Source organism: Pseudomonas sp. H2_A10 (genome assembly GCF_054680085.1).
This window is the reverse complement of the sequence record NZ_CP162821.1, coordinates 3,986,740-4,012,611: the sequence shown is the minus strand read 5'-3', so window position 1 is coordinate 4,012,611 and position 25,872 is coordinate 3,986,740. Positions and strand designations below refer to the sequence as shown.

At 56.5% G+C, this 25,872-nt stretch carries 26 protein-coding genes and 1 pseudogene; 16 read left to right on the top strand and 11 right to left on the bottom strand.

Annotated features, from left to right (window positions below; genetic code table 11):
• Nucleotide 1 precedes the first annotated feature (1 nt).
• The 3 genes from AB4O23_RS18915 to AB4O23_RS18905 all read right to left on the bottom strand — a co-directional run bounded on the left by AB4O23_RS18915 (nt 2) and on the right by AB4O23_RS18905 (nt 1,703).
• Nucleotides 2-292 carry a type II toxin-antitoxin system ParD family antitoxin gene (locus AB4O23_RS18915; protein ID WP_027605753.1) on the bottom strand — a complete coding sequence of 97 codons (291 nt, stop codon included), beginning with the start codon at nt 290-292 and terminating at the stop codon, nt 2-4.
• A 201-nt stretch (nt 293-493) separates the two neighbouring features.
• The gene (locus tag AB4O23_RS18910) at nt 494-709 is read right to left on the bottom strand and encodes a hypothetical protein (protein WP_137220386.1); all 216 of its coding nucleotides are present in this window, start codon (nt 707-709) and stop codon (nt 494-496) included.
• 199 nt (nt 710-908) lie between these two features.
• Nucleotides 909-1,703, bottom strand: coding sequence for an AraC family transcriptional regulator (locus AB4O23_RS18905; RefSeq protein ID WP_041931406.1), 795 nt, complete (start codon nt 1,701-1,703; stop codon nt 909-911).
• A gap of 88 nt (nt 1,704-1,791) precedes the next feature.
• Here AB4O23_RS18905 and AB4O23_RS18900 point away from each other — a divergent pair, with 88 nt between their 5' ends.
• The gene (locus AB4O23_RS18900) at nt 1,792-3,039 is read left to right on the top strand and encodes an MFS transporter (protein ID WP_460060256.1); all 1,248 of its coding nucleotides are present in this window, start codon (nt 1,792-1,794) and stop codon (nt 3,037-3,039) included.
• Here AB4O23_RS18900 and AB4O23_RS18895 read toward each other — a convergent pair.
• Together AB4O23_RS18895 and AB4O23_RS18890 are read right to left on the bottom strand one after the other, a co-directional pair.
• Nucleotides 2,952-3,173: a LysR substrate-binding domain-containing protein gene (locus tag AB4O23_RS18895; RefSeq protein WP_460138650.1), complete on the bottom strand. Its 222-nt coding sequence runs from the start codon at nt 3,171-3,173 to the stop codon at nt 2,952-2,954. The genes AB4O23_RS18900 and AB4O23_RS18895 overlap by 88 nt on opposite strands.
• Nucleotides 3,163-3,864 (bottom strand): LysR family transcriptional regulator, encoded by a 702-nt coding sequence (locus tag AB4O23_RS18890; protein WP_460138651.1) that lies wholly within the window; start codon nt 3,862-3,864, stop codon nt 3,163-3,165. Before AB4O23_RS18890 ends, AB4O23_RS18895 begins: the two co-directional genes overlap by 11 nt.
• Before the next feature lie 145 nt (nt 3,865-4,009).
• Between AB4O23_RS18890 and AB4O23_RS18885 the strand changes: the two genes are divergently transcribed.
• The 12 genes from AB4O23_RS18885 (at nt 4,010) to AB4O23_RS18830 (ending at nt 11,694) form a co-directional block, all read left to right on the top strand.
• Nucleotides 4,010-5,407: an amidohydrolase family protein gene (locus AB4O23_RS18885; RefSeq protein ID WP_053139078.1), complete on the top strand. Its 1,398-nt coding sequence runs from the start codon at nt 4,010-4,012 to the stop codon at nt 5,405-5,407.
• Nucleotides 5,408-5,418: 11 nt separating this feature from the next.
• On the top strand, nt 5,419-5,892 hold the full coding sequence (locus tag AB4O23_RS18880; protein ID WP_460150227.1) for a DMT family transporter: 474 nt from the start codon (nt 5,419-5,421) through the stop codon (nt 5,890-5,892).
• Nucleotides 5,893-5,931: 39 nt separating this feature from the next.
• On the top strand, nt 5,932-6,792 hold the full coding sequence (locus AB4O23_RS18875; RefSeq protein WP_065883888.1) for an SMP-30/gluconolactonase/LRE family protein: 861 nt from the start codon (nt 5,932-5,934) through the stop codon (nt 6,790-6,792).
• Nucleotides 6,793-7,029: 237 nt separating this feature from the next.
• Complete coding sequence (locus tag AB4O23_RS18870) at nt 7,030-7,632, top strand: hypothetical protein (protein WP_015371108.1); 603 nt, start codon at nt 7,030-7,032, stop codon at nt 7,630-7,632.
• A 29-nt stretch (nt 7,633-7,661) separates the two neighbouring features.
• Nucleotides 7,662-7,976, top strand: a complete 315-nt coding sequence (locus AB4O23_RS18865) for a hypothetical protein (RefSeq protein WP_015371109.1) — start codon at nt 7,662-7,664, stop codon at nt 7,974-7,976.
• Nucleotides 7,977-8,075: 99 nt separating this feature from the next.
• Nucleotides 8,076-8,282 carry a hypothetical protein gene (locus tag AB4O23_RS18860; RefSeq protein ID WP_032883549.1) on the top strand — a complete coding sequence of 69 codons (207 nt, stop codon included), beginning with the start codon at nt 8,076-8,078 and terminating at the stop codon, nt 8,280-8,282.
• A gap of 413 nt (nt 8,283-8,695) precedes the next feature.
• On the top strand, nt 8,696-9,151 hold the full coding sequence (locus AB4O23_RS18855) for a hypothetical protein (protein WP_174556999.1): 456 nt from the start codon (nt 8,696-8,698) through the stop codon (nt 9,149-9,151).
• A 144-nt stretch (nt 9,152-9,295) separates the two neighbouring features.
• Nucleotides 9,296-9,682 (top strand): hypothetical protein, encoded by a 387-nt coding sequence (locus AB4O23_RS18850; protein ID WP_017530034.1) that lies wholly within the window; start codon nt 9,296-9,298, stop codon nt 9,680-9,682.
• A 452-nt stretch (nt 9,683-10,134) separates the two neighbouring features.
• Entirely contained in the window at nt 10,135-10,665 is a 531-nt protein-coding gene (locus tag AB4O23_RS18845; protein WP_103451589.1) for a hypothetical protein, read from the top strand.
• A gap of 34 nt (nt 10,666-10,699) precedes the next feature.
• Nucleotides 10,700-10,990 (top strand): hypothetical protein, encoded by a 291-nt coding sequence (locus AB4O23_RS18840; protein ID WP_137220385.1) that lies wholly within the window; start codon nt 10,700-10,702, stop codon nt 10,988-10,990.
• A 45-nt stretch (nt 10,991-11,035) separates the two neighbouring features.
• Entirely contained in the window at nt 11,036-11,248 is a 213-nt protein-coding gene (locus tag AB4O23_RS18835) for a hypothetical protein (protein WP_103451591.1), read from the top strand.
• A gap of 200 nt (nt 11,249-11,448) precedes the next feature.
• Complete coding sequence (locus AB4O23_RS18830) at nt 11,449-11,694, top strand: hypothetical protein (RefSeq protein WP_058426040.1); 246 nt, start codon at nt 11,449-11,451, stop codon at nt 11,692-11,694.
• Nucleotides 11,695-11,803: 109 nt separating this feature from the next.
• Here AB4O23_RS18830 and AB4O23_RS18825 read toward each other — a convergent pair whose 3' ends face one another.
• A complete protein-coding gene (locus AB4O23_RS18825; protein ID WP_460060250.1) occupies nt 11,804-12,919 on the bottom strand; it encodes an HD-GYP domain-containing protein in 1,116 nt (371 codons plus the stop codon).
• Entirely contained in the window at nt 12,912-16,859 is a 3,948-nt protein-coding gene (locus AB4O23_RS18820) for a response regulator (RefSeq protein WP_460063994.1), read from the bottom strand. The genes AB4O23_RS18825 and AB4O23_RS18820 overlap by 8 nt, the downstream gene beginning before the upstream one ends.
• Nucleotides 16,860-17,233: 374 nt before the next feature.
• Here AB4O23_RS18820 and AB4O23_RS18815 point away from each other — a divergent pair, with 374 nt between their 5' ends.
• On the top strand, nt 17,234-18,889 hold the full coding sequence (locus AB4O23_RS18815; RefSeq protein WP_223271420.1) for a GGDEF domain-containing protein: 1,656 nt from the start codon (nt 17,234-17,236) through the stop codon (nt 18,887-18,889).
• 434 nt (nt 18,890-19,323) lie between these two features.
• Here the strand turns inward: AB4O23_RS18815 and AB4O23_RS18810 are convergent, their stop codons facing one another.
• From AB4O23_RS18810 to AB4O23_RS18800, 3 genes are all read right to left on the bottom strand, one after another.
• Nucleotides 19,324-19,965 carry a hypothetical protein gene (locus tag AB4O23_RS18810; RefSeq protein ID WP_065873175.1) on the bottom strand — a complete coding sequence of 214 codons (642 nt, stop codon included), beginning with the start codon at nt 19,963-19,965 and terminating at the stop codon, nt 19,324-19,326.
• A 148-nt stretch (nt 19,966-20,113) separates the two neighbouring features.
• Nucleotides 20,114-20,461, bottom strand: coding sequence for a chorismate mutase (locus tag AB4O23_RS18805; protein ID WP_058426038.1), 348 nt, complete (start codon nt 20,459-20,461; stop codon nt 20,114-20,116).
• An 88-nt stretch (nt 20,462-20,549) separates the two neighbouring features.
• The gene (locus AB4O23_RS18800) at nt 20,550-22,412 is read right to left on the bottom strand and encodes an NAD(P)-binding domain-containing protein (protein WP_223271419.1); all 1,863 of its coding nucleotides are present in this window, start codon (nt 22,410-22,412) and stop codon (nt 20,550-20,552) included.
• Between the two features lie 119 nt (nt 22,413-22,531).
• Between AB4O23_RS18800 and AB4O23_RS18795 the strand changes: the two genes are divergently transcribed.
• On the top strand, nt 22,532-23,392 hold the full coding sequence (locus tag AB4O23_RS18795; protein ID WP_056859940.1) for a LysR family transcriptional regulator: 861 nt from the start codon (nt 22,532-22,534) through the stop codon (nt 23,390-23,392).
• 1 nt (nt 23,393) lies between these two features.
• Here the strand turns inward: AB4O23_RS18795 and AB4O23_RS18790 are convergent, their stop codons facing one another.
• Nucleotides 23,394-24,806, bottom strand: coding sequence for an MFS transporter (locus tag AB4O23_RS18790; RefSeq protein WP_223271418.1), 1,413 nt, complete (start codon nt 24,804-24,806; stop codon nt 23,394-23,396).
• A gap of 168 nt (nt 24,807-24,974) precedes the next feature.
• Here AB4O23_RS18790 and AB4O23_RS18785 point away from each other — a divergent pair.
• Nucleotides 24,975-25,831 (top strand): annotated as a pseudogene (locus tag AB4O23_RS18785) (SDR family NAD(P)-dependent oxidoreductase).
• Nucleotides 25,832-25,872 lie beyond the last annotated feature (41 nt).

The following is a 25,872-nucleotide window of genomic DNA, read 5'->3' as shown; positions in this document are numbered from 1 at the left end:
CTCAGTGTTTCTCTCGCGCGGGGAGGGTGGCCTCCAGGCTCAAGCCCTCGAGGTAGTGCTCCAGATCTCCTTCGTTCACCTGAGTAAAGCGCCCGTGCTCAAGGTCCATGATGCCGATCGAGGTCGCCTGACGCAGGGCCTCAATTTTGGCGGTATCTTCGGCGACGCGTTGCTCCAATAGCCTTAAGCCTTCTCGCATTACTTCGCTGGCATTTTGATAACGGCCGGACTGGACCAGGTCCTGGATAACCTGTTCTTGGTGAGGGGTGAGCACAACGTTTCGCGTCGCCATCATTAGCTCCAACTCTGGGCAAACATATTGTTTCGAACGTTGGCATATTATGCCATTTTACATAAAAGCAGGGAGTTTAGGATTTGTACCTGACGAACTGTAAAGTGTGGGGTCATCCTTTGCGCCGAACAGATGGCCCGGACTGTAAGCGCACAAAGTCCAAGCAAGGCTGTCGCATGCGGGACGTCGTGGACAGCTTAATTAGTGTGGGCCTCGGGCCTTCAGTTTTGCCAAACCTTGTTTGATGTGTCCGGCGTTCTCTCCAATCGTTTGTAGCGCGCCGCGGATATTGTCGCCTGTGTCCGTCGTACCCTTGCGCTCAATCCACAACGTCAACTCCATCACCGCCGCCTCTAAGACGAGCTGGTTTTGGTACAGACGCTCAAGGACATCAGGCAGTGAATATTCAGTGGGCATTGTTTCGACTCCAATGAAGGAGCCGAAAGCGTAGCAGCGGGGGAGGCGGATGTCCTGAGCCACCCGTGAGTTAAGTGCATGAAACGGTTTAGAGTGAGGGCCAGCATTCGCCAAAAACTGCCGTTGCGACAGGCAGCAGACGGCCAATAGCAGACAGATCGTTCTACAGCCTCGGCGCTTTGTATCAGCCAGCAGAGCACTAGCGCAGAGAGGAAAAATACTGAGTAGGCGGTTTACCCAGTGCTTTCTTGAACATAGTGATGAATGCATTAACAGAGTCATATCCCAGGATGCCCGCCACACGTTGCACGGATACCCCCTCCGCCAAATGACTCAGTGCGATCATCAAATGCAATTGTTGACGCCAGCGTCCGAAGCTCAGCCCGGTCGTGCTTTCTACAAGCCTGGCCAGCGTTCGTTCACTGGTTGCAAGCCGAGTGGCCCACTCGCGCAACGTGGTTCGGTCGCCTGGATCTGAGAAGAGCGTATCCGCGATTTGTTTGATCTTGGGGTGGTCTGATATCGGCAAATGCAGCTCTTTCAGCGGGGCATCGGAAAGCTGCTCAAGCAGCACTGCAACCAGCCGAGCTGTCTTGCCCTCGGAATGGTAAGCAGGTTCCTGTTCAGCGAGATGCAGGACCATCTCCCGAACAAGGGGCGTAATGGCAACCGTGCAGCATTCTTCAGGCATGGCTGCCGCACCGGGCTCAACGAACAGAAAGCAGGTCCGGGCGTTTTCGGTCACTCGGCAACTGTGCGGCGTGCCGCCCGGGATCCATACGGCGTGCTGGGGAGGGACAAGCCAGAGTGCATTTTGCACCTCACAGCTCACTGCGCCATGCAAAGACAGGATGAGCTGGCCTTTGCGATGATCATGCGGACGGGCACCCGAATCATTGAGGTCAGGCGCAACCTTGAGGGCAATCGCTGCCTGGGCGAAAAGGTCTGAATCGAAATCTTCCGGCGAGGAAACGACATTTTTTGAGCTTGGCATAATTTAGATATCAGGTGTCTTGATATCTATATTAGCCGGTTCTGAAGTTCTCTACAGTTGTCTTCTTTTAAGAGGACAGATAAAGAATATGTCAGATACAAAAAACAAGTGGCATGCCATCGCGCTCGTCGCAGGCATTCTGCTTATCGCCGTGAACCTGCGCGTTCCCTTTACCAGCATCGCGCCCGTTTTGCCGCTGATCCAGAATGATTTTGGCTTGAGCGCCTCAGCTCTAGGCCTGCTTACTTCACTGCCATTACTTGCCTTTGCAGCCTTCTCCCCGCTCAGCGCATCGGTCGCCCGCAGGTTCGGCATCGAGCGCACGCTTTTCGGTGCACTGTTGGTCATTTCAGCGGGCATCCTGCTCCGCTCCGCAGGCAGCGCATGGGTGTTGTACGCCGGTACGATATTGATAGGCACTGGGATCGCCCTGGGCAACGTGCTGCTGCCCGGCCTGATCAAACGCGACTTCTCGACAAAAATGGCGTCCATGACCGGCGCTTATTCCATCACCATGGGTGCAGCGGGCGCTGTCGGTTCAGCCGTAATAGTTCCGCTGACCCAATCATGGGGATGGCCGATTGCCCTGAGTTTGTTGGTCGCAGCCCCGTTGTTGGCGCTGGTGGTGTGGCTGCCGCAGTTGAAAAAACACGAACACGTAAATCTGTCAGGTCCGAAACAAGCGCCAACCGTGGCCGTCTGGCGTTCGCCGCTGGCATGGCAGGTCACACTGTTCATGGGGCTGAACGCGATGCCTTTTTATGTCGCCGTCGGCTGGCTGCCGACCATTCTGATGGACCATGGCATATCCCCGGAGCAAGCAGGCACGGTACACGGCACGCTTCAACTGACGACGGCCATTCCCGGCTTGATTCTGGCGGCCACGCTTCGTCGTCTCAAAGACCAGAAACTGGCAGCCGCTACCGTCAGCCTGTTAACCGCCTCATCCCTGATCGGGCTCATTTACGCGCCAGACTACGCCATGTTGTGGGCCGCGGTCCTGGGCTTCGGCTATGGTGCCAGCATGATGCTCGGCCTGACCTTCATCGGCTTGCGCACAAAAAATGCCGGTGACACGGCGGCACTTTCAGGAATGGCGCAGTGCGTCGGCTACCTGATGGCAGCCGCAGGCCCCTTGCTGCTGGGCCAACTGCACGACTGGACCGGTGGCTGGACAGGACCGCTGCTGATCACAGCCGCAATCTCCGTAGCCGGAGCATTCACCGGCATGCTGACCGGGCGCAACGTTCAACTTGAATCTGCTGAATCATCGTCGCGAACAAGCCCAGCAATCCAGTCAGCGAATGCGCTCACAGCTGGCGATAAAAAGCGCTGATGCGGGTATAGCAGGTGAACAGGAACCGATGCGGGCTGCCAGTCAGCAAGCACTTCGACCAGTCGCCCTTCTCGCAGATGCTCGCTGACCACGTTCTCAGCGAGCTGCACCAGCCCGAAGCCTTCAAGGCACATTTTGATGTAAAGCCCAGTCTCGTTGACGGCCGCTGTGCCGTTCACCGGGACTGAGATTTTTTTCGGTACCACGGGCAAAGCGCATTTCACCTGCTTGCCTTGCGCGGCCCGAGAAGTAATGGATGGCCCGGTGGTGAGACAAATCTTGCGGATTTTGCGGAGTGCCGTTCTCTTCGAGATAGGCGGCAGACGCACAGGTTACCCAGCGAAACCGACCGAGTGGGCGCGCAACGAGCGTTGAGTCATCGAGCTCGCCTGTACGAATAACGCAATCGACACCCTCTTGAACCAGATCAACCTGCCGATCGTTGACGCCTATCATCAGGTAGATATCCGGGTAGCGCCTGTAGAAGTCTTGCAGGTTTGGCATGACGATGAAGTGTGCAATGCCACCCGGCATATCGACACGCAAACGCCCCTGTGGCCGTTTTACGGAATCCGTCAGGCTGGTCTCTGTGTGTTCGATCAGCTCCAATATTTCCCGGCATTGCGCCAGATATTGTGCGCCCTCAGAGGTCAGGCTGACCCGACGCGTTGTTCTGTTCAGCAGGCGTACCTGCAAGTACTTCTCAAGATTTTTAACGCTGCTGGTAACTGTGGAGGCCGGCAGAGAGAGCGTCTGCGCCGCCTGGATAAAGCTTCCTGCTTCAGCCACACGTACGAAAACCTGCATCGCTTGAATACGGTCCATGACTGTTAGCAGCCTCAAAGCAGTGATCGGGTAAAGTCGTTATTATTCGTAGATATTGAATAATAAAAACAGTTTAACCATCTTTTTCCCGCAGTATCGCATTGCGTACATTGCTTCCAACGAAATTTGAAGAGGTGTACAGAAAATGGCTGAATATAACCGCAGCATTGTGCAGGCCCCGACCGCTCAGGCCGCGCGCACCCTTATCCGCGGCGCCACTGTGCTGAGCATGGACGGTGATATCGGCAATCTGGCGCGCGGCGATATCCTTATCGAAGGCAGCACCATCACGGCCATAGGTGAAAACATCGAGGCCGGCGACGCTATGGTTATCGAGGCATCCGGCATGATTGCCATGCCCGGCATGGTCGATACGCATCGTCACTCCTGGGAGGGCCAACTGCGTCGAATCAATCCGAATGCCGAAACCCTGGAAGACTACTGCAACGCAACGCACTTCTCGTTCGCCAAATACTATCGCCCGGCTGACATGTATATTGGCAATCTACTGACTGCATTGGGGTGCATCGATGCGGGCATCACGACCGTGGTCGATAACTCGCACAACAGCCGCACCGGCGCGCACTCCGACGCCGCGGTCGAGGCGCTGCTCGATGCTGGTATCCGGTCTGTACACGCCTCCGGTGCGCCAGTTTCTGGTGAGTGGGACAAAGCCCACTGGCCCGGCAACCTGGAGCGTCTCCAGGGGAAATACGTCAAGAACGGTGACAACCCGCTGCTCTCGCTGGCGGTAATGGCGCAGCTGGAGCCTGAGCTATGGGCTGAGGCCCGGCGCTTGGGGCTGCCTATCATTACCGAATTCTTCGGCGGGGACATGGCAGCTGAGTTGGAGGGTTTGCATCGCGAGGGTCTGCTGCGCCCCGATAACATCTTCAACCACTGCACAGCGCTGCCGGACGCCGGCTGGAAAATCATTCGCGAGGCTGGCGTGCGGGTCAACGTATGCCCGCGTTCAGATGCCCACTACGGCATTGAAGATGGAATGTTCGCCATGCAGTCGGCCCAGCGTCACGGCATCAGCCCGGGGCTGAGTGTCGATAACGAAACCTCCTATAGCGGTGACATGTTCATGGAGATGCGGGTGGCGTTCTACCTGCAACGCGTCATGGGCATGCACCAGCAGCGCTGCTGCGGCGCAGAGCATCATCCGGTGACCCTGCCGGCTCATGGCCTGCTCAAAGCCGCCACTCTTGACGGCGCCACCTGTGCAGGATTGCAGGACAAAGTCGGCACCCTGACCCCCGGCAAACAGGCCGACCTGATCCTTATCAATGCGCAGGACATCAACCTTTACCCGTCGGGTAACGCATTCGGCACCGTGGTACACGCGGCCGAACGCAGCAATGTCGACACGGTCATGATTGGCGGGCGCATCGTCAAGCGCGGCGGCAAGGTGCTGGGCGTGGACAGCGAAAGGCTGCGTGCAGCAATCGACGAATCCCGTGAGCATCTGTTTGCTGCCGCAGGCTACCAGCCGGATATTTTTGCCGAGACATTCATGCCGCTTGAGTCAGCCAAGTAAGGAGGCGCGAAATGAACGCAGCTTACTACCTGCTGGCCATCGCCGCGGGGCTTGGCATTACCCTGCAGACCACGCTGAATGGTCAACTCGCTAAAGGTGTGGGTGGAGATTCCGTAGCGGCGGCGCTGTTCTCATTTACTGCCGGAGCGGTGTGCCTGGGCGTCTTTTCATTGATGCGTGGCGGGATAGTGGCCTCACTGGCGGCTATACCTGCCCAGCCCTGGTGGAGCCTGCTGGGCGGTCTGCTGGGTGCCGGTGCCTTGCTTAGTTATGTGGTGCTTGCGCCAAAAATCGGCCTGTCAGCCCTGCTGGCTCTCGCTATCGCAGGTCAGATTATCTCCTCACTGGTTATCGATCATTTCGGATTGATGGGGGCATCGGAAAGGCCGGTGTCTCTCATCAAGTTGGCCGGGTCGATGGTGATGCTCGCAGGACTGGCCATCGCCCTGTTCGGTGACAGGTGGTCAGCGCTTTTCTCCAACTGACTGCCTTGTTTGCCCCATCCTGTTTCGTAGGACGCAACCATGTTTAAAACCCTAAGCGGCACCACCAGTCTTCTTGGCGAGTGCCCTGTCTGGTGTGAAAGAACGGAACGCCTGTTCTGGACCGATATCCCTGGTTGCGAACTGCTTGCTCTGGACCCCGTGAGCGGTGAAGTACAGCACTGGCGAGTGCCCGAGCCGCTGGGGTCGTTCGCCCTTACGACCAATACAGACGTATTGCTAATGGGATTGGCCTCCTGCCTAGGTTATTACAACCTGAGTACTCTTCGCTTCACCAAAATTACCATCACGCCTGGAGTACCCGGAACCCGGGTCAATGATGGCCGCTGCGACCGTATGGGCAACTTTGTGTTTAGCACTATGGATGCCGGTGAGGCGGTGCAAACTATAGGGCGATTTCACCGGTTCAATGCCGCGACGCTCAAGACTGAAACGCTGGACCTTCCCGAAGTGGCGATCCCGAACAGCATCTGTTTTAGCCCGGACGGTTCCACCATGTATTACGCGGACTCCCTGCAAGGATGCATTTTCTGCTGCGATTACCCGTCGCTAGAAAACCAGCGTGTATTCACTACAGTCAACGGTCAGGGTGCTCCAGACGGTTCTTGTATTGATGCGCAGGGCTTTCTCTGGAATGCGGAATGGGGCGGTAGCAGAGTCGTGCGTTACGCGACTGACGGCAAAGTTGACAGCGTGATCGACTCCCCGTGTATTCAGACCACTTGTCCGGTGTTAGCGGGACTTGGTTATGAAACGCTTTACTGCACCAGCGCACGGATAGGGCTGGATAAGCCGGCAGATTTCGATGGCACGCTGATAAAAGCCGAAGCCGTTTTAGCTGCCGGATCCCCTGAAGAGCGATTTACAGGACGACTGCACTGAATAGTAGGTTCTAGCCTGTCGCGCCGTTCTGAATGCCAACTTGGTAGACGCGTATGAATGACCGCTTCTGGCCGATTTATGCCTGTTGCGAAGGGCCGCTTTTGGCCGATTTCTGCCTGTCGCGACCGGTTGAAACCGATATCGTCGCGACGATTCAGCCACAAAATTTTCAGCTTTTACGCAATGCGCCTCCTCTTTTGCTGTCTGTAACCCTGACTCCGCAAAAGGAAAGGCTTCATGTCGATACGCCCTCTGCTCTGCCTGCTTGCATTGCCGTTGTTCGCAGGCTGCCAGTTTTTGCCCCATACCAACTACTTTACCGCGCCCGAAAACGAGCCCAACCCTGCCTGGGTACGTATCGTCGACTACACGCAGCACGCCGAAATTTACCAATACGAAAACGGCAAACGTTCGGGCGGCGCCGTTCGCACCGGCCCCCTGCCGTTCACCCACACACAGGACGTGGGCATGCCAAAGGCAGGGCAAGACCTTACATGGGACTATTACGAAACGCAGATCCGACCCGGTATCGAAACGCAAGTGGATCTATTCTGGGAGGGGACACGCACTCGTTCCTGCTATGTCTCGACTAAGTTCACGCCCCAAGCCGGACGCTATTACCAGTTCAGGCTGACATCCGGCTCATCAGGCAACTGTAGGTTATACGCATCACTGATCGAGCGCGACAAGGAAGGAAGCGGTTGGCATCTCACGCCAAACCCGCAGGTGACCTATAACGGCGATGGACCGACGGCCAAAACCCATTACGAGAACAGCCGCTTTGAGAACCCCAATTATCGTCCACCCGCGGATCTCTATCCGGGGATAGACGTTTACTAAACAGGTAAACGACTACAAGGAATCGTTGATTGGCTAGCGCAAAATACTTCCGAATGATCGGTGAGCGAGCCTCAGAGGATCTGTTTGCATGGTCGGCATTTGTCGTGCAAACAGAATTCCTATGGCAAGACACGGCGTCAGTCCAGGACGCCGTCGCTTGGCAGCGTGTTTGGTTCGAGCTGGAAATACTCAACGGGCTTGCATTGGCGCAATGGGAGGATGAGGGAAAGCCTGATAACTGGTCGTGCCGCTGGAACGCCGACTATCGACAAGAAGCGGCGGTCCTGGCGAATGAGTTGTTGGAGCTGCTGTGCGATGCAGTCTGTTCAAAACATGCCGAATAGAAACTCGGCTGCTCAATGAACCTTTGTCTTTGGGGACTTGTCATTACGAAAATGGGCATGACCCGGTATATCCGGCTAGACCTGTCGCAAGGTGAGTATATGGAAGACATAGATGATTTTAGATTTAGATGCCACGAGCTACTAGTTGAGCTTGATGCCGCCAATACCAAAATGATGATGATGGTGGTCTCGAAGAGAGTTTCAGGGCCTGATTGGGATGAGGAAGTCAAAAAGCATCATGAAGCATACAAGGCCTGGAACTCTTTTCTTCATCCCGTTACCGTCCCTCCAGACGATCAGCATTAGTTCTTATTAAGTGGCCAGAAGGTTCCCGAACAATGGGGCTGGGCACGACCAAGTGTTGTAAATGCTTCTATCGTATCGAGCCGGAATCAGTCTGGGGTATCGCCATTGCCAGCTTTGAGTCGAAAGTGGCTTTTAGTAAATGGCGGCTAATGGCCCAGAGTGTGTAAAAACGCTTCACCAAAATTTAAGTGTCCGCGTCTACGTCAAATCTGAAATTTATCGGTACGTCAGCAGATGTGGATTTTGCGTAGAAACGCGATTTTCGGTTCGGTTTTGAGTACCTGTCGCGCTCAAAAACGTTTTTCCACAGCCTCGGCCAAAAGCAGCCATTCATAATCCCTTAAGGTATAGGGATGCTAACCTCGCTAGGCCAAACTGAGGCAAGGCACCTGAGAGATTCCGGGGATCAAAAAATGGAAGAAACACTCTCCTCTACATTTATGCGCACCAAAGGGAAGCCCATAAGTTTCAATGGAAAAACTATCGTTGCGATAATGGAGATCAAGATCACAGAACCCAGAACCGTCTTTTCAGTTCGTCGATTGGGCGCTACGAACGGTCGAGTGCAAGGATTGGCATTAAAGATGATGGGCGGGCAAATCGTCGTCGAAGGCTCTGGCAACGGCTGTCCCGAAATAGTTTTGTGGTCTGATACCAGTCCCGATGCTTTGGAGATAGAAGTGTTTTCTAAAGGTGGAAACGTTCTAAAAATCTGGAACGTCTGGAAGAGCGCTTTTGGCATGAATGCATGGGTTGGCAATGCTGGAATTCACGTCCACGGGACCGATGGCACGATGACGTTGGAATGTAGCGACGGGGTGGGTGATGTCGACTTCTCCGATTATGTGGTTGTTGTGGAAAAACGATAATGCACGGAGTTATGTCGGCTTTGGGTCGACTCCCGCCCATAGTGAACGGCGGAGGTCGTTCAAACCCCTAGCCAAATACACTGTCGCGAAGATCGCACTCAAAAATTTTGGTGCAAGTGTGCAGCCAAGGAAAAGGGAGGATTCATGAGTCTTGATCTGTGCTTGGAAGCTGATAGTACGCTCACAATTTCGACGCTGAGCAAGGCAGTTGCGAATGCCGGTGCTTGGGAAATAGAGGTCGCAGGAAATGGGCTATACGCTGAATTTACCTCGGGACTTAAATTGAGTACCAATGACGTACTCGATGCCCCTACGATTTATGCTGAGAATACAATGGGTATCGACTTCCCTGTCGCTGTGCGTTGCACCATCAGAATTAAAGGGCCCGAACCAGAGGGGGAGTCGGCTATGGAAGATCTGAATAAAATCGCTCGGTCCATATCTCAGTCGTGTTCGGCTTTCTTTCTTATTAGCTTTCAGTTCGAAAAAACCTTGTACTGGCGGGATGCGACAGGGCTGCATCGTCCTTGAGGTAGGTGCCTGCGCGTCCTCTTTCAGACATTTCCGAATGGTGTTTTTTCGGACGAAAACGCCCCTGAATTGAGGAGCTGCTTTTGGCCGATCTCTGACTGTCGCCACCGTCAGCTTTGGGTCGGTTTCAGCCGGTCGCGACAGGCAGAAATCGGCCAATAGCAGTCATTGCTTAGGCGCTGAATCGGAGGCTGTGGACACGTGAGGTGATGAGGATTCGAATCTCTCCTTCACCGCCAAATTGAAAAAACGCAAGCCACTGATTTTCCTAGAGAAAGTCGGGGGTTTGTGCTTTTTGGCGTCCAAAAAATAGCCTCATGGGACCGCCATGGGACTGGCGCGCTGTTTTGGTGCGAAAAAATGTGGCTCACTGATGACGCTTACCAGGGCATATTCGCGCTTTGGACCGATCAGAATTTCCTATAACCCAACTCTCAACGGAGCGGAGAAGAATGGATCAGCAGCAATGGAATGAGCGGGCAAGCGATGTAGTGAATGCGCACGCCAAAGAGATTCAGGAGTTAAAGGAATTTCAGCTTCATCTCGAAAGAGATAAAGATGCTGACCTGTTGATGCAACTGAATGAAAAGCAGATGGCGGGCGCAACCAATTACACAAATCTCCTATTGGTCGCTGGGTATGCGGGCCTGTTTGGTTTTTGGTCCACTTTGTCCACGAAACTCCCACCCATGCTTTACGCGCTTTGCGGGCTCCTCGGCTTACTGTCCTTGATGCTCTTCATATCATGGGAAATCATCAAAATGATCTGGGGAAGTATCCATATGGCCAGAACAAACGCGATGATTGAGAGCATGAGAGGGCCTAAACTTCTACAACTGTTTCTTGCATCTACGAAAAAATTTCAAATTCGTTCCCAGCGGGTATGGTGGATTTTCTTAATCCCATCTTTGATTAGTGGGCTTAGTGCTGGCTTTCTTTTAGTGGGTTTTTTCTGCTATCAGCTATGGCAAGCATTCCAATGACGCGCATGACAAACAGAAAGGACCCTTAGAAATGATGATGACCCGCACATATCACCCCTTGGCCCAAGTGCCCGGCGCGCTGCCGGTTACGGTCACGGTAGCCATCAACTTTGTGCAATTCGACGTGCGCAATCCAGATATCAGCCTACGTGCCCCGTTTGAGCGAGTGCGTATCGAGTCCGCTACCTTTGGTGGGGTTGCGGTGTGCAAGGTGAGCGGCGAGGCTGGCGATAATCAGTTCTGGCAGGTGACGCTAAACACCGAGGACGGTGCCGAGCTTGCCGGAATGATTGCCGAGGCGCGCACGGCCGCGCAGAGCCTGTAGAAAGCAACCCCCACCATGAGTACGACTGATACCCGGAGTACGAGCATGTCAGTAGAAGCAAACCCAGGCGTTACTTACCTGATCGAACAGGCGAATAAAACTAGCGTGGACGCAAAGCTCCAGCCCATTTATGCGGCCCTGGCGGAAGCCGGAGGCGTAGCTGCCCAGCAGTACCTGATCAGCGTGGCAAACAAGACCAGTGTGCAGGCGAAGTTAGAGCCGCTGTATGCCTTGATCGGTCGGGCCAGCCGTACCTGATTACCAATAACGCCGCTTATGTTCAAAAGGCCCCTACACTTGAAGCCAGTGTGGGGGCTTTTTTGTGGGCCGGTGAAAACCAGCCCCCCCTGCGCTGGTAGACCAACCCCCACAGCGGTGGTTTTACGCAGTGACCGCTAATTCGATCAGGAAGCGCCTTCCTGGCGTTATCCCTCACCTCAACAATAATGGGTGAAAGAATGAGCGTCGTATTCTCGCGCAATGGTGTCAGCATGCCCGATCTGGTCCGCACCAAACTCGCCAATCACCTGGCACGCCTCGGCCGCGCAGCAGATGTGCCTGCCTTGGCACTGGCCGAAGAGCGCGCAGAAGGTTTTGTGGAGGGGGTGGAAGCCGCACGTGCGCTAACCCCCGCTACGATTGAGCGGTTGTTTATCGCTGTTGAAGACGCCGCAGCACGCCGCCGGCGGGATCTGGCGCCATGAATGGTGAAGCGATCCAGTCAGACACCTTGAGCGCCCTGGTCAGCCAGCACGCGATCCGCGAAACGGTGGTTGTCCCGTACATGGCATTGATTTCACGGCGACGCGTTCATTAGCCATCCTGACCGCGATCAGCAAAACGCACCGCGATAGCCTGGAATTGCTCATGGTTGGCCAGGAAAACCTCGCAGATTTCTGGATCGAAATGCGTAGCACATCCCTGGCGGATTATCTCCAGCGCCTGATCGTGTGACATGCCCTTCTTGTATACGCGTCGGCTAATCAGCGCGTCATAGACATCCGCCACCGCCATGAGCCTGGCGCTGATGGGGATGTCATCGGCACTCAGCCCGTCGGGATAACCGGTACCATCCCACTTTTCATGGTGGCTGTAGGCGATCTCCTTGGCAAGGCGCAGAAATGCCACCGAGGTGCCTAACTGCTCTTCGGCATTCCGGATGGCATCGCGTCCCAGTACCGTATGGGTCTTCATCGTCTCGAACTCTTCCGGCGTGAGGCGCCCCGGCTTGAGCAGTATGCCATCGGGTATGCCGATCTTGCCGATGTCATGCAGTGGAGCCGACTTGAACAGCAGGCGGATGCTCTCGTCATTGAGAAAATGCTGGAACCTCGGATGTTCGCGAAGCATCTCGGCCAGTAGTCTGACGTAGTGCTGAGTTCGTCGAATGTGGTTACCCGTCTCATTGTCGCGGGTTTCGGCCAGCGAGGTCATGGCCTGAATGGTCACATCCTGGATGGCGATGACCTCGGCGGTGCGGCGCTGAACTTCCTGCTCAAGGTAAGCCTTCTGATCACGCAAAAAGTCGGCGGCCGCCTTGACCTTCAATTGGGTTTCCACCCGTGCCAGCACGATGGGTGGATTGATCGGCTTGGTGATGTAGTCCACGGCGCCCATCTGCAAACCCAGGATCTCGTCTTCCATTGTCGCCATGGCGGTGATGAAGATGATCGGGATATCAGCGGTGCGCGGATCGCGCTTGAGCTGCTCTGCCACCTCATACCCCGACAGATCAGGCATCATGATGTCGAGCAGAATCAGATCCGGGCGAGGCTCCTGCACCGCTGCCTTCAGCGCGCGCTCACCGCTGATGGCCACGCGCGTGCGGTAGATGTCCTTCAGCAGGCCATTGATCAGCGTAATGTTCTCCGGCGTATCATCGACAATGAGGATGATCGGGCTAAGTGAGTAGTTTAGCGTTTCACTCATGATGCTCCCTCCAGCACGGGGTATCGCGGGCCGTCGATGCACGCTTGAGTGTTAGCCGTGCGGCCTCGAAGTCAAAGTTGTTCACCTCATTCATCAACTGCTCGAAACTGTCCTGGCCGAGTGCTCCGCGCAACGAATCCGCATACTGCTCCATATAATCCGGCGCTGCTCCGTCATTGGCCTCCAGCAGGTGCATGAGCGCTATGGCATGCTGTGCCCAGTCGACGCTCGATACCACCGCCGGTGCTGCCTGGCCGCTACCCAGCGCTTGGCGGATCGCATGCACGGCCAGCGAGAGCGCTTCGATCAATTCATTCACCAATGCGTCCGACTCGGCGTGCGCCCTGATCGCGGTTTCCAGCTTACCGGCCATGACTTGCAGGCCGCTGAAGCCGAGGTTGCCTGCAACGCCTTTAACGGTATGGGCCATTCGCTCGGCCGTCGCCCGATCACCCGCGCGCAGCGCGTTCCCCAGCGCTTGCCCTTCCAAAGCCCTGCGGTCGGCAAATTGACCCAGCAGCTTGATGTATAGCTGGCGATTGCCAGCCACTCGCCTCAGTCCGTCGGCGCTATCTAGCCCTGGAATGTCCGGTAGGCGCTCCTCGCCCGATGCGACGCTGGACGGCTCCACTGCCGCCGACCGAGGTACGACCCAGCGCAGAACCGTGGCGATGAGTGCTTGCGGATCCACGGGCTTGGTCACATGGTCGACCATGCCCGCCTCGATGCAGCGCTCCCGGTCCTCGACCCTGGCATGTGCGGTCATAGCAATCACCGGGATCTGTGCGCAGTGAGGCTCGACGCGAATACGCCGGGTCGTCTCGAGACCATCCATCTGCGGCATCTGTACGTCCATCAGCACCGCGTCGTATTGCGCTGCAGCCAACATCGACAGCGCCTCGCAGCCGTTGCCGGCAACTTCCACCAGGGCACCGGCAGCCTCGAGAAGCTCCCTGGCAATCTGTTGGTTGATTTCGTTGTCCTCCGCGACGAGCAGGCGCACTCCGGCGAGCACCTGCGCCTGCGCAATGGGTACGGTTACCGCCACCACACCCGTTTGCGGCGCGAATAAGTTGACCAGTACCTCTACCAGCGAGGACTGGTTGACCGGCTTGACCAGGAACGCGCGAATGCCGGCCGCTTGCGCAGCGGCGTGCATTTCGTCATGCCCAAATGCACTGACCATGACGGCGTACAATGTAGGCTGCAGGCCAAGCGCCCGGCGCGTCGTCTCGATGCCATCCATCTCTGGCATCTGCCAATCCACCAATAGCACCCGGAACGGGTCGTCGGCCGCCGCACCGCGAAGGCTCTCCAGAGCAGCCTCGCCTGACGCCACCGCGACCGGTGAAAGTCCCGCTACGCGAAGCATATCGGAAAGGATCTGGCGCGCGTCGGCATTGTCATCGACGACCAGGACCCGCGCTCCGGCGAGCTCCGAAGGGACAATCTGGCGCTGCGTACGCATGTGCTGGTCAAGACCAAGCCAGACGCTGAAAGAGAACGTGCTGCCGTTGCCCGGTTCGGAGTCCACCGCGATCGTTCCGCTCATCAGCTCGACGATGCGCTTCGAGATGGCAAGGCCCAGGCCGGTACCGCCGAATTGTCGCGTGGTGGAGCTATCGGCTTGGGCAAAGGCCTCAAAGAGTCGCCCGGCCTGCTCGGGAGTCATGCCGATACCGGTATCGCGTACACGAACCTGCAGTTGAACTTTGTCGCCGGTGCGGCCCAGGTTGCGAACCACGACCGTCACCTGCCCATGCTCGGTGAATTTCACTGCATTGCCTACCAGGTTCAGGATGACCTGGCCCAGGCGCAGCGGATCTCCAAGCAGCGTCCCGGGAACGTCCGACGCCCGGTCGAACAGCAGCTCAATACCCCTGTCGTAGGCCTTTTGCGCAATCAGCGAGGACACGTTGTCGAGCACCGCATCGATCTCAAACGGCACGGCCTCGACGCTGAGCTTTCCGGCCTCGATCTTGGAGAAGTCGAGGATGTCGTTGATGATGCCAAGCAGCGAAGTGCCCGCGTTGTGGATCTTCGAGACATAATCGCGCTGCCGCTGGTCCAGCGAAGTCTTCAGCGCAAGGTAGGACATGCCGATGATCGCATTCATGGGCGTGCGGATTTCGTGACTCATGTTTGCAAGGAAGTCGCTTTTTGCCCGCGTCGCCTCTTCAGCAATCTCCTTCGCCCGCTGCTGCACCTGCTCTACTGCCTTGCGCTCGGTGATGTCCTGCAGCCAGTGGAGCAGCCCTTGCTCCCCCTGGATCTGGATTGGCAGGTAGGTGACAAGTATGGTGCGTTCGCGCCCCTGCCGGTCACGCATCGGTACTTCCTGGTCCTTTGCGATGCCGTCGTCCGTGAGGCGTTCGACGATGGCTTCGCGATCATGCCCATTCGCGTAAATCTGCGAAGCAGCGTCACCGACGCCTACGCCGAACGTTTCACAAAAGCGGGGGTTGGCGAAGCGGATCACGCCCTGGGTAGAAAAGGCTATGTTGATTGGACTCGTATCGAGGATTGCCTGCAGCCGCGCGCGTTCTTCGCTAAGCGCCACTGCTGCCGCATGATGATCCGTGACATCGCGCACCCAGCTAGCGACCAGGGTCTCACCGTGGATTGTCACGAATGATGCGCCGACCAGAACCCAGAGAATTGATCCATTTTTGTGCAACAGGCGAGTCTCGAAGTGTTCGACCTTGCCGTTTCGTGTCAGCAGTTCGAGGAAGCGTTCGCGCTCCTTAGGGTCGACATACAGGCTCGTGGCGTTGCGCCCGAGCAGGTCCTCGCTGACATAACCGGTCGCCTGTGAAAAGCGTTGGCTTACTTCCCTGACGACCCCGTTCCGATCTGCCAGCACCAGGCTGGCGGGGCTTGTATCCATGAGCGCGCGGGTGAAAGCCTCGCGCTCGGCTAGCTCTGCGGCAACGCGCTTGCGCTCGTCCACTTCGCGGTTGAGGCGTCGGTTCCAGGCCAGCATGGCGCCGAGCAACAGCAGGACCGCGACCAAACTCGGGATCGCCCAGTTCATTACGGTTTTGATATCGAGGCTGTCCTCGTTGAAGGACTCCTCGAACAGCCGGTATTCCATGAGCGATACGCGATAGTACCGCCGCCAGCTCGCATCGAGCGGCGAATCAATGCGATTGCTGGACTGGAAGAACCGCTCCAGCGCTCGCGCGAGATCCGGGGCGTTGCGCGCAACACCCCACCCAACGCTGGTCGCTTCGCTGACCGGAAACGCAATGGAGAGACGTTCGGGATCTTCACGGGCCCAGCGCAGCGCGCTTTCGCTACCCAACACCGTGAAATCCACCTTCGCATCGGCGACCAGTTTCACCGCCTGTTCGGTTGGCGCATACACTATTCTGACCGGCTGACTGGAGAGAGGACCGCGGTTGGCTTCATCGATCCACTGCTCGTAGCCCGTGCCCTTCTGCACTGCCGCCGTCAGACCGAGCAAATCAGACACCTCGTTGCCCAGGGACTGGTTGGAGCGATGGGCGATGACCAGGTTGCGGACCCGGTAGTAGGGCACGAGCAACATCTTCGTTTCGCGCCAAGGGACGATCTGCAAGTCATTTGGATAAAGATCACAGCTGCCGTCGGCGAGTAGCTTCGGGTCGTAGCTTGCCTCGCGTACGGTCTCGCCCCGATCGTCGTGAAACTGCGCATCGAAACTCGGCAGTTCCGTTACCTGTGGGCGTAAACCAAGTGATTGCGCGAACGCCTCCGCATTGGTCCGGTAGAAGGAAGCGCTTGAGCCAGCCACGCATATGCGCAGGACGCCACTTTCCCGAATCTGGGACAGCGTACGTGCTTCCACGCATGGCATGCTCAGCACCAACAAGCTTACCAGTGCAAGCAACGCTCCCAAGCGCGGCTCTGTTTTCAAAATGCTCCTGCTGGTAGGTAATTGCTCACTATCCAACTCCACATATCCTTGTGAACGCCCTTGCACGAGCTTGTCCGCCGTTCTGCACTGGTATTATAGGTTTTTGGAGTGTAGGCATACGGTGCAGCAAGCGCCAGCAACAAAAACAGGGCCAGCTAGCAACTTCCCACTGCTACTCACCGTCCGGAGAGTGAGTTTCCGGACGCTTACTTAATACTCGCACACCTAAGTTTCTCCAATGTCCGGAAATGGCCGGGAGCTGTCTGTTCCAGGGAAGCAAACGCCAGCCACGCCGCAAGCGAGTATAGCGGCCGCTTGCGGCGTGGCGCGCGATTGCTGGCCCTGTATGAGTGATGTCACAATGTCGCGCCACGCCTTGCACGCTCAACCACGAGCGCGATCCATGGACTCTCACGATGCCCAGCCGCTGTTGCTGTTCTAACGCGCTCGACCGGCCGGAGAGACTTCTGTTGGTTCGGCTGCGTCGACTACTGTGTTTCGTGTTGCTCTCGGCTCAGGCTGCGTGGGCGAGTCCGGTCACTAAACAGAATAGTGCTGAGCAGGTTATTGATGTACAGCTACGTTGGCGGCATCAGTTTCAGTTCGCGGGCTACTATGCCGCCATCGCTCAGGGCTATTACCGTGAAGAAGGACTGGACGTGCGCTTGCACGAAGGTGGCCCCAATGTCACACCGGTCGAAGAAGTGCTCTCTGGGCGTGCCCAATACGGCGAAGCTAATAGCGAATTGCTCTACGCACGCCTGCATGGAAAGCCCTTGGTAGCGCTGGCGGTGATTTTTCAGCACTCACCTTCCGTGCTCGTGGCTCGCACAGACCAGGGTGTTCGCACTGCGCACGACCTGATCGGCAAGCCGTTGATGCTGATGGATGCGCAGACAGATGCCGATTTTCTGGCGATGTTCCGTAGCGAGGGTATACCCCTCGAAAAACTACAACTGCTACCCAGCAGTTTTCAAATTGGGGATCTGGCCAGCGGTAAAGTGACGGCGTTCAACTCGTACCTGACCAACGAGCCCTTCTACCTGCAACAGCGGGGCGTGGAATACAACATCATCTCGCCCGTCACCTACGGGATCGACTTCTACAGCGACATCCTGTTCACCAGCCAGGCCGAGATTGACGAGCATCCACAGCGCGTCGAGGCCTTCCGCCGCGCTACCCTGCGCGGCTGGCGCTACGCGATGGATAACCCCGAGCAAATCATAGACCTGCTGCTCAATCAGTATTCGGTGGACAAAAGTCGCGCGCACTTGCAGTTCGAAGCTCAGGCCATGCGTCCGCTGGTGGTATCTGACCTGATCGAGATCGGTCATATGAACCCAGGGCGTTGGCAACGTATGGCTGAAACTTTCCTCGAACTGGGTATGGTCGACACTATCGCCGGGCTGGAAAACTTCATTTACGATCCCAACCCGCCGCAACTCGTTGAGCGACTGCGCAAGACCATTGTTCTGATCAGCATCGGCGCTGTGCTTGTCCTGATGTTCGCTCTGGTTCTGTTGAATTCCCAGCGCCATCTACGCAACGAGATCAAGTTGCGCAAACTCGCCGAAGAGGAAGTACACAAGCTGGCTTTCTATGACAGCCTGACTGGCTTACCCAATCGCAATAGTTTTATTCCCTTCGCTAGTCAGAGGCTGCTCGATGCAAAGAATCGTGGAGAGCATCTGGCCCTGTGCTATATCGACTTGAACCACTTCAAGCAGATCAATGATCGTTATGGCCACCAGGCGGGCGATGCCATGCTGATCCACGCAGCCTCGGCGATCAAATCCAATATTTGCGAGTTCGAAATAGCTGCCCGCATGGGCGGTGATGAATTTATCTTGCTGCTCGACGGCGCGCATCGCAGAAGCGATATCCAGCGCATCACAGGTGAAATCTGCGAAGCCGTCGCCTTGCCCATTCCATGGGAAAACAGCCAGATCAAGGTTAGCGCTAGCCTAGGGGTGGCGTGGTATCCGGAAGATGGTGAAGGCCTCGACGATTTGATTTTCAAGGCTGACACCGACATGTTCCAAAGCAAAGCCAGTATCGCTGCGCACGCTTGAAGCTGCTGCGTGGTGCCCCTGCGAAAAGACTTGGTGGTTAGAAACCAGTGCGCCATTGCGGTGTGCGTGTGTCGTCCTTCGCATGAGGCTTCAATTCAGCGCAGTTGACTGGCCCGGATTGTGAAAGCTGAATGGCCACTTCTGGCCGAGAGCTGTCAGTCATAGCTGCTCCATGTTGACAGAGCTTCCGAAAAACATTTTGACTAGGCTCTAGGAAGGCGTTTTCAGGTCGATAATGCTGTTATTTGCCCCCCCTTTTGCCCCCAATCGCATTGAGTGTGCGAGTGATCTTGAATGGTGACCTGCGACTGACTCCAGTATGGCAGTACCTGGTATTCGGTGCACGCAAGCTAAAGCGGCGCTCCCGAGCAACGCAATCAGCGTGAGCGAGGATCTTTATTTGATCCGAAACACACTGGTTTTATGCTTGCCTCTCATTCAGCCCTGATTGTTTCGTGAAATATTTCTGCATAAAGCCGAGCGACGGTCGGTGTGAGGTTGTGTACTGAAGGAATCAGAAAATTTGAGTTGGGGGCGAGTCGTTTTGCGTAGATGACTTCGTAAACCCTGCGAACGATTCCTGGCTCTGTTTCCTCTTGGTCGAAGCCAGGCATTATTCCTACGGCTTTGTAACCCGCATGCTCCAGTGCTTGTTGCATATACGGAGCGCTGGTTGTCGCCATACCATAGATCAAGCCCGCTCCCATGAACCTTCCCATTTTTTCTCCGAGGTCTTGGGCAGCTACGGCCAGTTTGGTTTGTCTATGATGTTTGGCTACCGCGCCCACTCGCCCGAAGATGACATCAGCGCCGTCAATTTTTTCCCACGTTGCTATCGCGACGATTTCATGATTTCGGCGGACCACTATAGCGAACATCGCCCGCTCCAGATCGTCTTCGAGCACCACGTTGTCTTCATAAAATTGCTGGTTCAGAAAAGGGCTCCCTAACCCCACCGTAATGGAGGGAAACCACGTCTGGAAAAAAATTATCGCTACATCGATCTCCTCGCGTTTCAGGTAATCCCATGTGTAGCCAGAGGGTAAAACAGTGAAACTGCGAATCTGATCGATCATTGGCCATTTCATGCGGTTCTGCTCGTCTTGATAGTCTAATTGCCTTTCAGGAATCGGTCGGAGAAAGGGGCTTATTCAGTCGCTTCTCTATCGAGTTGTCTGCGATCTATCAGCAATTCCCGGGCGTCTAGTGAGGGGAGGCGGCGGGTTAGACGGCGGTGTTTTCAGGTTTGAGGACAGCGCCCTCGCAGAGTCCTGGGTTATGCCTGGCCGCAAATTGTCTGTGGCGGTCGACCACTTCACCGATGACAAACTGCATCAGCTTCTGGACGAAGGCCGTATCGAGGTTGGCCTCCTGGGCGAGGGCTGTCAGACGTTCGTATTGATGCTGCTCTCTCTTCTTGTCCACCGCTGGCAATTGATGTCGGGCTTTAAGCAAGCCGACCTCATCAGTACAGCGGAACCGTTCAGCAAGCATGTGGATGAGCGCGGCGTCGATATTGTCGATGGTTTGTCTGAATGCCGAGAGTTGACGCGTGATGTCGGAATTGTCCATGGATAACCTCGTGGCAGTTGTTCTAAGGGGCTTGTCTGTACCCTTCCTTGGTCCTTCCATGATTGGACGGAGAACCTGAGCAGGCGCTTTACGCGGGATCGGGCATGTTCAACGATTCCTCCAGCCACTGCATGACTACCTTGAAAGCCGAGTCTGAATTGCGTTCATAGATCAATCCGTGGCCGTTGCCGTGAATACCCAGTGCCGGTAGATCCAGGTGGTGAATGTTGGCACCGGCATTTCGCAGGAAAGGGACAATGCTGGATGCGTAAGAAGCAAACGCTGATGTCTCACCTGTCATCAGCGCTACCGGAACGCCCTGCAATCCGGGAATTTTCAGGGTTGATGGTTCTGCTGTGCGGACTTGCTCCGCCGTCTCGCGAGGCGGATCAAAGGTCAAAGGGGCGGCGGTCAGTCCCCATTCGAGGCTGCCTATACCCGGCGTATGGCCAAATACCGGCCCCATAGGCTCCACTGCCACAATCCCTGCGATCAGGTCGGGTCGACGATCGGCGACCAACCAGCCACTGGGCCCGGAAGCGGAATGCGTAACGATGATGGCCTTACCGATTCTGTCGAGCAGTTCGGCCAGTCGGTCCGCGTCCAGGGTCTGCGAGGCCGCAAGGTCAGCCGGCATGGGGCCGTAAGCTGCAATGAAGGCGTCAAACGCTGCTTCGTCATCCGACTCAAACGGCCACTGCGTTTCTCCACCTCCCTCTGGAAAGTAAACTTCGCGGGCGCGTTCATAGGAGAACGCTGGCCCCATCGGTCCCATGATGTCGGGGTGATACGGCGATCGCCCGTGGCCGGGTCTGTCGACGCGAAAGACTACGAAGCCCGCTTCGAGGAACCGCTGCGCCCATCCCGGGCGACCATCGGGTGTATCCAGCCATTCGGTGCCCTGCAGCGTGCCGCCGTGCACCAGCACCACGGGATAGGCTTGAGTGATGTGCTCAGGGGATTCCCAGGCTACGTACATCGGACCCTTCTGGAAATTTTTACCGTTCTGGGTAACACGGGCGCCGGTCACCCAGAAGTTGCCACGCCGCGTACGTTTTATCGGTGCGCTTCGCCAGGGTTGCTGGGCATGATCGGCTGATTGGGTAAGTGTCTGCGTAGCGAAGACCGACCAGTCCTTGTGCCCGTCTCCCCGGGCAACTGCCGACGTCATTTTCGATCGCACTGCATCCGCAGCAGGCAGTTCCAGGTCCTTGAGACGGCCCGCATCAATAGCCAGATTTATATCCTTGAGGCCAAGAGACAGTTTGAAACCCGGTTCAAAGCTGTTGTTGGCGATGTTCTGCCCATACCGTTGATAACTGGGGCAGGCGAACAGGGTCTGGGTCATGAGGTTGACGAAAATCGAAGGGGTCAGTCCGTGGCGTTGAACGAGTCCGCTTGCTTCGCCCAGCGACTGGATGGCTTGAGTGATCATCATGTTGCCGGCGATTTTCGCGATACACGCGTGTTCAGGCTGATCGCCCAGATACCAGGTTTTTTTCCCGAGCAGGTCAAACAGCGGTTGAACCGTCGAGACAGCTAGCTGCGATCCGGCCGCCAGGATGTTCAACTCGCCGCTCGCGGCCACGGCGGGCACGCCGAAAACCGGTGCCGCGACCAATGCCATGCCGATTGCATCATGCATGCCCTGCAACTCGACCATGAGTGAAGGCGACAAAGTCGACATCACGACATGCACGCAGGCCTTGTCTGCATTTTCCAGAGCAGCGCTGGACAGCAGCACTTCCCTGACGGCGGCATCATCGGCCAGCAGGCTGATGACGACCTCTTGCTGAAAGGCCGAGGACGGGGATTCGAGAACGCTTACTCCTTCGAGATCCATAATCGCAGCGTGACTACGGTTCCATGCCGATACGTGATGGCCGGCCCGGATGAGCAACGGAATGATCGCTCTGGTCATGCTTCCCACACCGATAAAGCCAATCTTCATTTGCAGTCCCTCGGTTGGTGTTTCGACGAAGGTGTATGCAGAGAAGTATGTCGAGCCTGGGATTGCTACGGCACTGCCATTACTGCACTCTCACTGTTCATTTTTGTACGGGGTAGAGTATGGACTGGAGTGATGTGCGGATCTTTCTCGCGATTGCCCGCAGTGGGTCATTGGGCGCTGCTGCCAAGCTGTTGGGTGTTAGCCATCCGACCGTGGGGCGGCGCTTGCAGGTGCTTGAGCAGTCCAGTGGCCAGCCCATTTTCCTGCGTACCACCCAAGGTTTGGTACTGACCGACAGCGGAGAGAAGCTGCTCAGCCTAGCGCAGGAAATGGAGCAGAGTGCGTTGGCCATCGAAAGGCGCCTGGCGGGCGACAGCGCCCAGCCAGAAGGTGTGTTGCGCATTTCTTGCGCTGACTGGTTTGCCTGTTATGTGCTGGCCCCCGTCCTCAGTGAACTGGGGCGACGTTACCCTCTGATTGTGCCTGAGGTTATCGCCGGGCATCGATTGTTTGACCTGGCTCGTCGCGACGCCGATATCGCGTTTCGAATCGTCCCTTTCACCGAACCCGATATTGTTCACCGCAAGCTGATCTCCCTGAGCTATGGGTTATACACGGCCGTCGGATCTGCTGATCCCGAGCCACAGGGCGAGGGGGTTGGTTTGATTACCATGAGTGTTGCCCAGTCTCATTATCCCGATGTGCAGTGGCTGCAGCAGCGTTACCCTCTGGCGCGTACCTTGTTCACCAGTAGCAGCCGCACAGTCCAGGCGCAAATGTGCACGCAGGGGCAGGGCGTTGCCGTATTGCCCCGCGCCTTGGGTGACCAATTAACGGCGCTGCGGTTGATTGATCCGCACGAGCCGCCACCGGGTCGCGACATATGGATGGGCTACCACCAGGACATGCGCCAGATGGACAGCCTTCGTGCTCTTGCCGATCTTGCTTCCATCATGATCGGCAATCAGGCATGCGGTTGACTCACTCTGCTGGGTGCATGGCCGCCGTTTGCGGATCAGTAGCAGGTTGGCGCGTCAGGGTAAGGCTCAATCCCGCGCCTACCGCCAGGCATGCTGCGATGCAGAGTATGGAGACGGTGAAAGCGTGGGTGATGGCAGCCGCGTCCGTATCCGTGCCTAGAAGGGTGTAGAAAATGCCGCCTATTATTGCCACGCTCAGTGACGTGCTGATTTGCAGGGTGGAGCTGGTAATGCCTGCAATCATGCCGGAGTATGCGGGTGCCACACGTCCTGTGATCATGCGCATCAATGTCGGAAGGGCTAATCCTTGTCCGAAACCGATCAGAAACAGAATGACGGCAAGGGGCAGCGCAGCGGGGCTGGCGGACATCGGCGTGTGCGCCACGAGCCAGGCCAAGAGCACAAATCCCAACACTTCAAGCCCCATTCCGACGGGATTGACGTATGCCCCCAGAAAACGCCTGAACTGAGGGGTGGAAAGCGGTCCCAGCAAAAATCCCGCGCCGAAAGGAAGGAAGACGAGGCCTGCATTGAGTGGGCTCGTGTGCAGCGCTCCCTGTAGATAAATGGAAAGCAGCAGGAAAAACACGCCGATCGCGTAAAAGGTGAGGGCGACGAGCAGTGCCCGGGCAAGACCGGGCGCGCGCAGTGCGGCAGGATTCAGCAACGGAGCACCTTGCGCTTGATGCAGGCGGGCTTCGTAGCGCCAGAACAGCCAGGCCAGCAGCGGCACCGCTGCAAGCGACAGCCAGGCCCACAAAGGCCAACCCGATTCACGCCCCTCGATCAGAGGAATGATCAGAGCCGCAAGCGTCACCATCGACAATAGCGTTCCGCCCAGATCCAGCTTGCTTGTCTGTGGTGCGTGGGTTTCCTTGACCACTGGAATGGCGACAAGGATGACCAGTAACGCAATCGGTAAATTCACCAGAAATATCGCCCGCCAGCCCAGGTTCATCAGGTTGAGCGATATCAATATTCCGCCAAGTGCCTGGCCGACTACCGAAGCCAGACCAAAGACCGCGCCATACAGGCTCAGTGCCAAGGGCTTTTCGGAGTCGGGGAATATCGCCTGCACTGATGCGAGTGCCTGAGGTGCCATGATGGCTGCCGTCACGCCTTGCAGCGAACGTCCGGCGATCAACACCCAGGGTGACTCGGCTACACCGCAGATCAGTGAGGCAACGGCAAAGCCAACCAGACCAACGAAGAACATTCTCATGCGGCCATAGATGTCACCCAGCCGTCCACCGGTAATCAGTGTCACGGCATAAAGCGCCGCATACGAGGAGATGATCAACTGTTCGGCGGAGGAGGCCGTGCCTAGCGATTGCTGAATTGAAGGCAGCGCTACGTTGACGATGAAAAAATCCAGCGGCGGTAAAAATGCACCGACCAACAAGATGGTGAACATCAACCAACGCCGCGGTTCCGGGGGGGCGACTTTTGTCTTAGGCATAAGGTCTCCTTCCTGGAACCCTTCGGTTCCAGAATATTCTCGATTGCAGGTCATGCTCTGAATCAGCTGACTCCAATCTAAACGATCAAACCTTCCCTTACGCCTCACATAAATGAACGGCCAATGTTCATTTATGGCAGTGCCGCTCAGCCCCTGACTCCTCTCAAAATGGCCGCACTGTGGTTCCAGTCGAGCCACACAATCGAGACTGAGGAGTCAGATATGTCAGGCAAATTCGCTAATCAGGTTGCAGTCGTCACCGGGGCATCCACAGGGATCGGGTTTGCAATTGCGCAAGGTTTGATTGCCGAGGGAGCCAAGCGTGTTTACATCACGGGTCGTTCTGCAGCCACGCTGGAGGCGGCGGTGGCGAAGCTAGGCGACAGAGTCGTAGCGGTCATTTCCGATGTCGCCAGCCAGGCTGATCTCGATAAACTCAAAGCTACAATTGAGGCGCGCGACGATCAGCTGGACTCAGTGTTTGCCAACGCGGGTATTTGCGAAAAGAACCCGCTGGGCGAGACCACCGAGGCGGCTTATTTCAACATGTTCGACATTAACGTGAAGGGGGTTTTTTTACCGTTCAAACGTTGATGCCATTGTTGAAAAACGGTGCGTCGATCGTGTTGACGGCCTCTATCTGTTCCAGCAATGGGATGGAAGGACTGAGCCTCTACAACGCATCCAAGGCCGCAGTACGGTCCTTCGCCAGGACTTGGGCCAACGAACTCAAAGGTCGCAAGATTCGAGCGAATGTCCTGAGCCCTGGCTTCACCCGCACGCCTCTGATGGATAACGGCTTGAAGATGAGCGAGAGCGACATTGCCGCGCTGCGCCAACACGTCGAGCAGATCACTCCGCTGGGGTATATGGCCCAACCTGAAGAAATCGCCTCGTCGGCGCTGTTCCTTGCATCTGCCGATGCGAAATATGTCAACGGTGTGGAGCTGATGGTCGACGGCGGCCTGTCGCAGATCTGAACACGTGCTCAACCGTAGCGCAGCCCTCGCGGAGGGCTGCC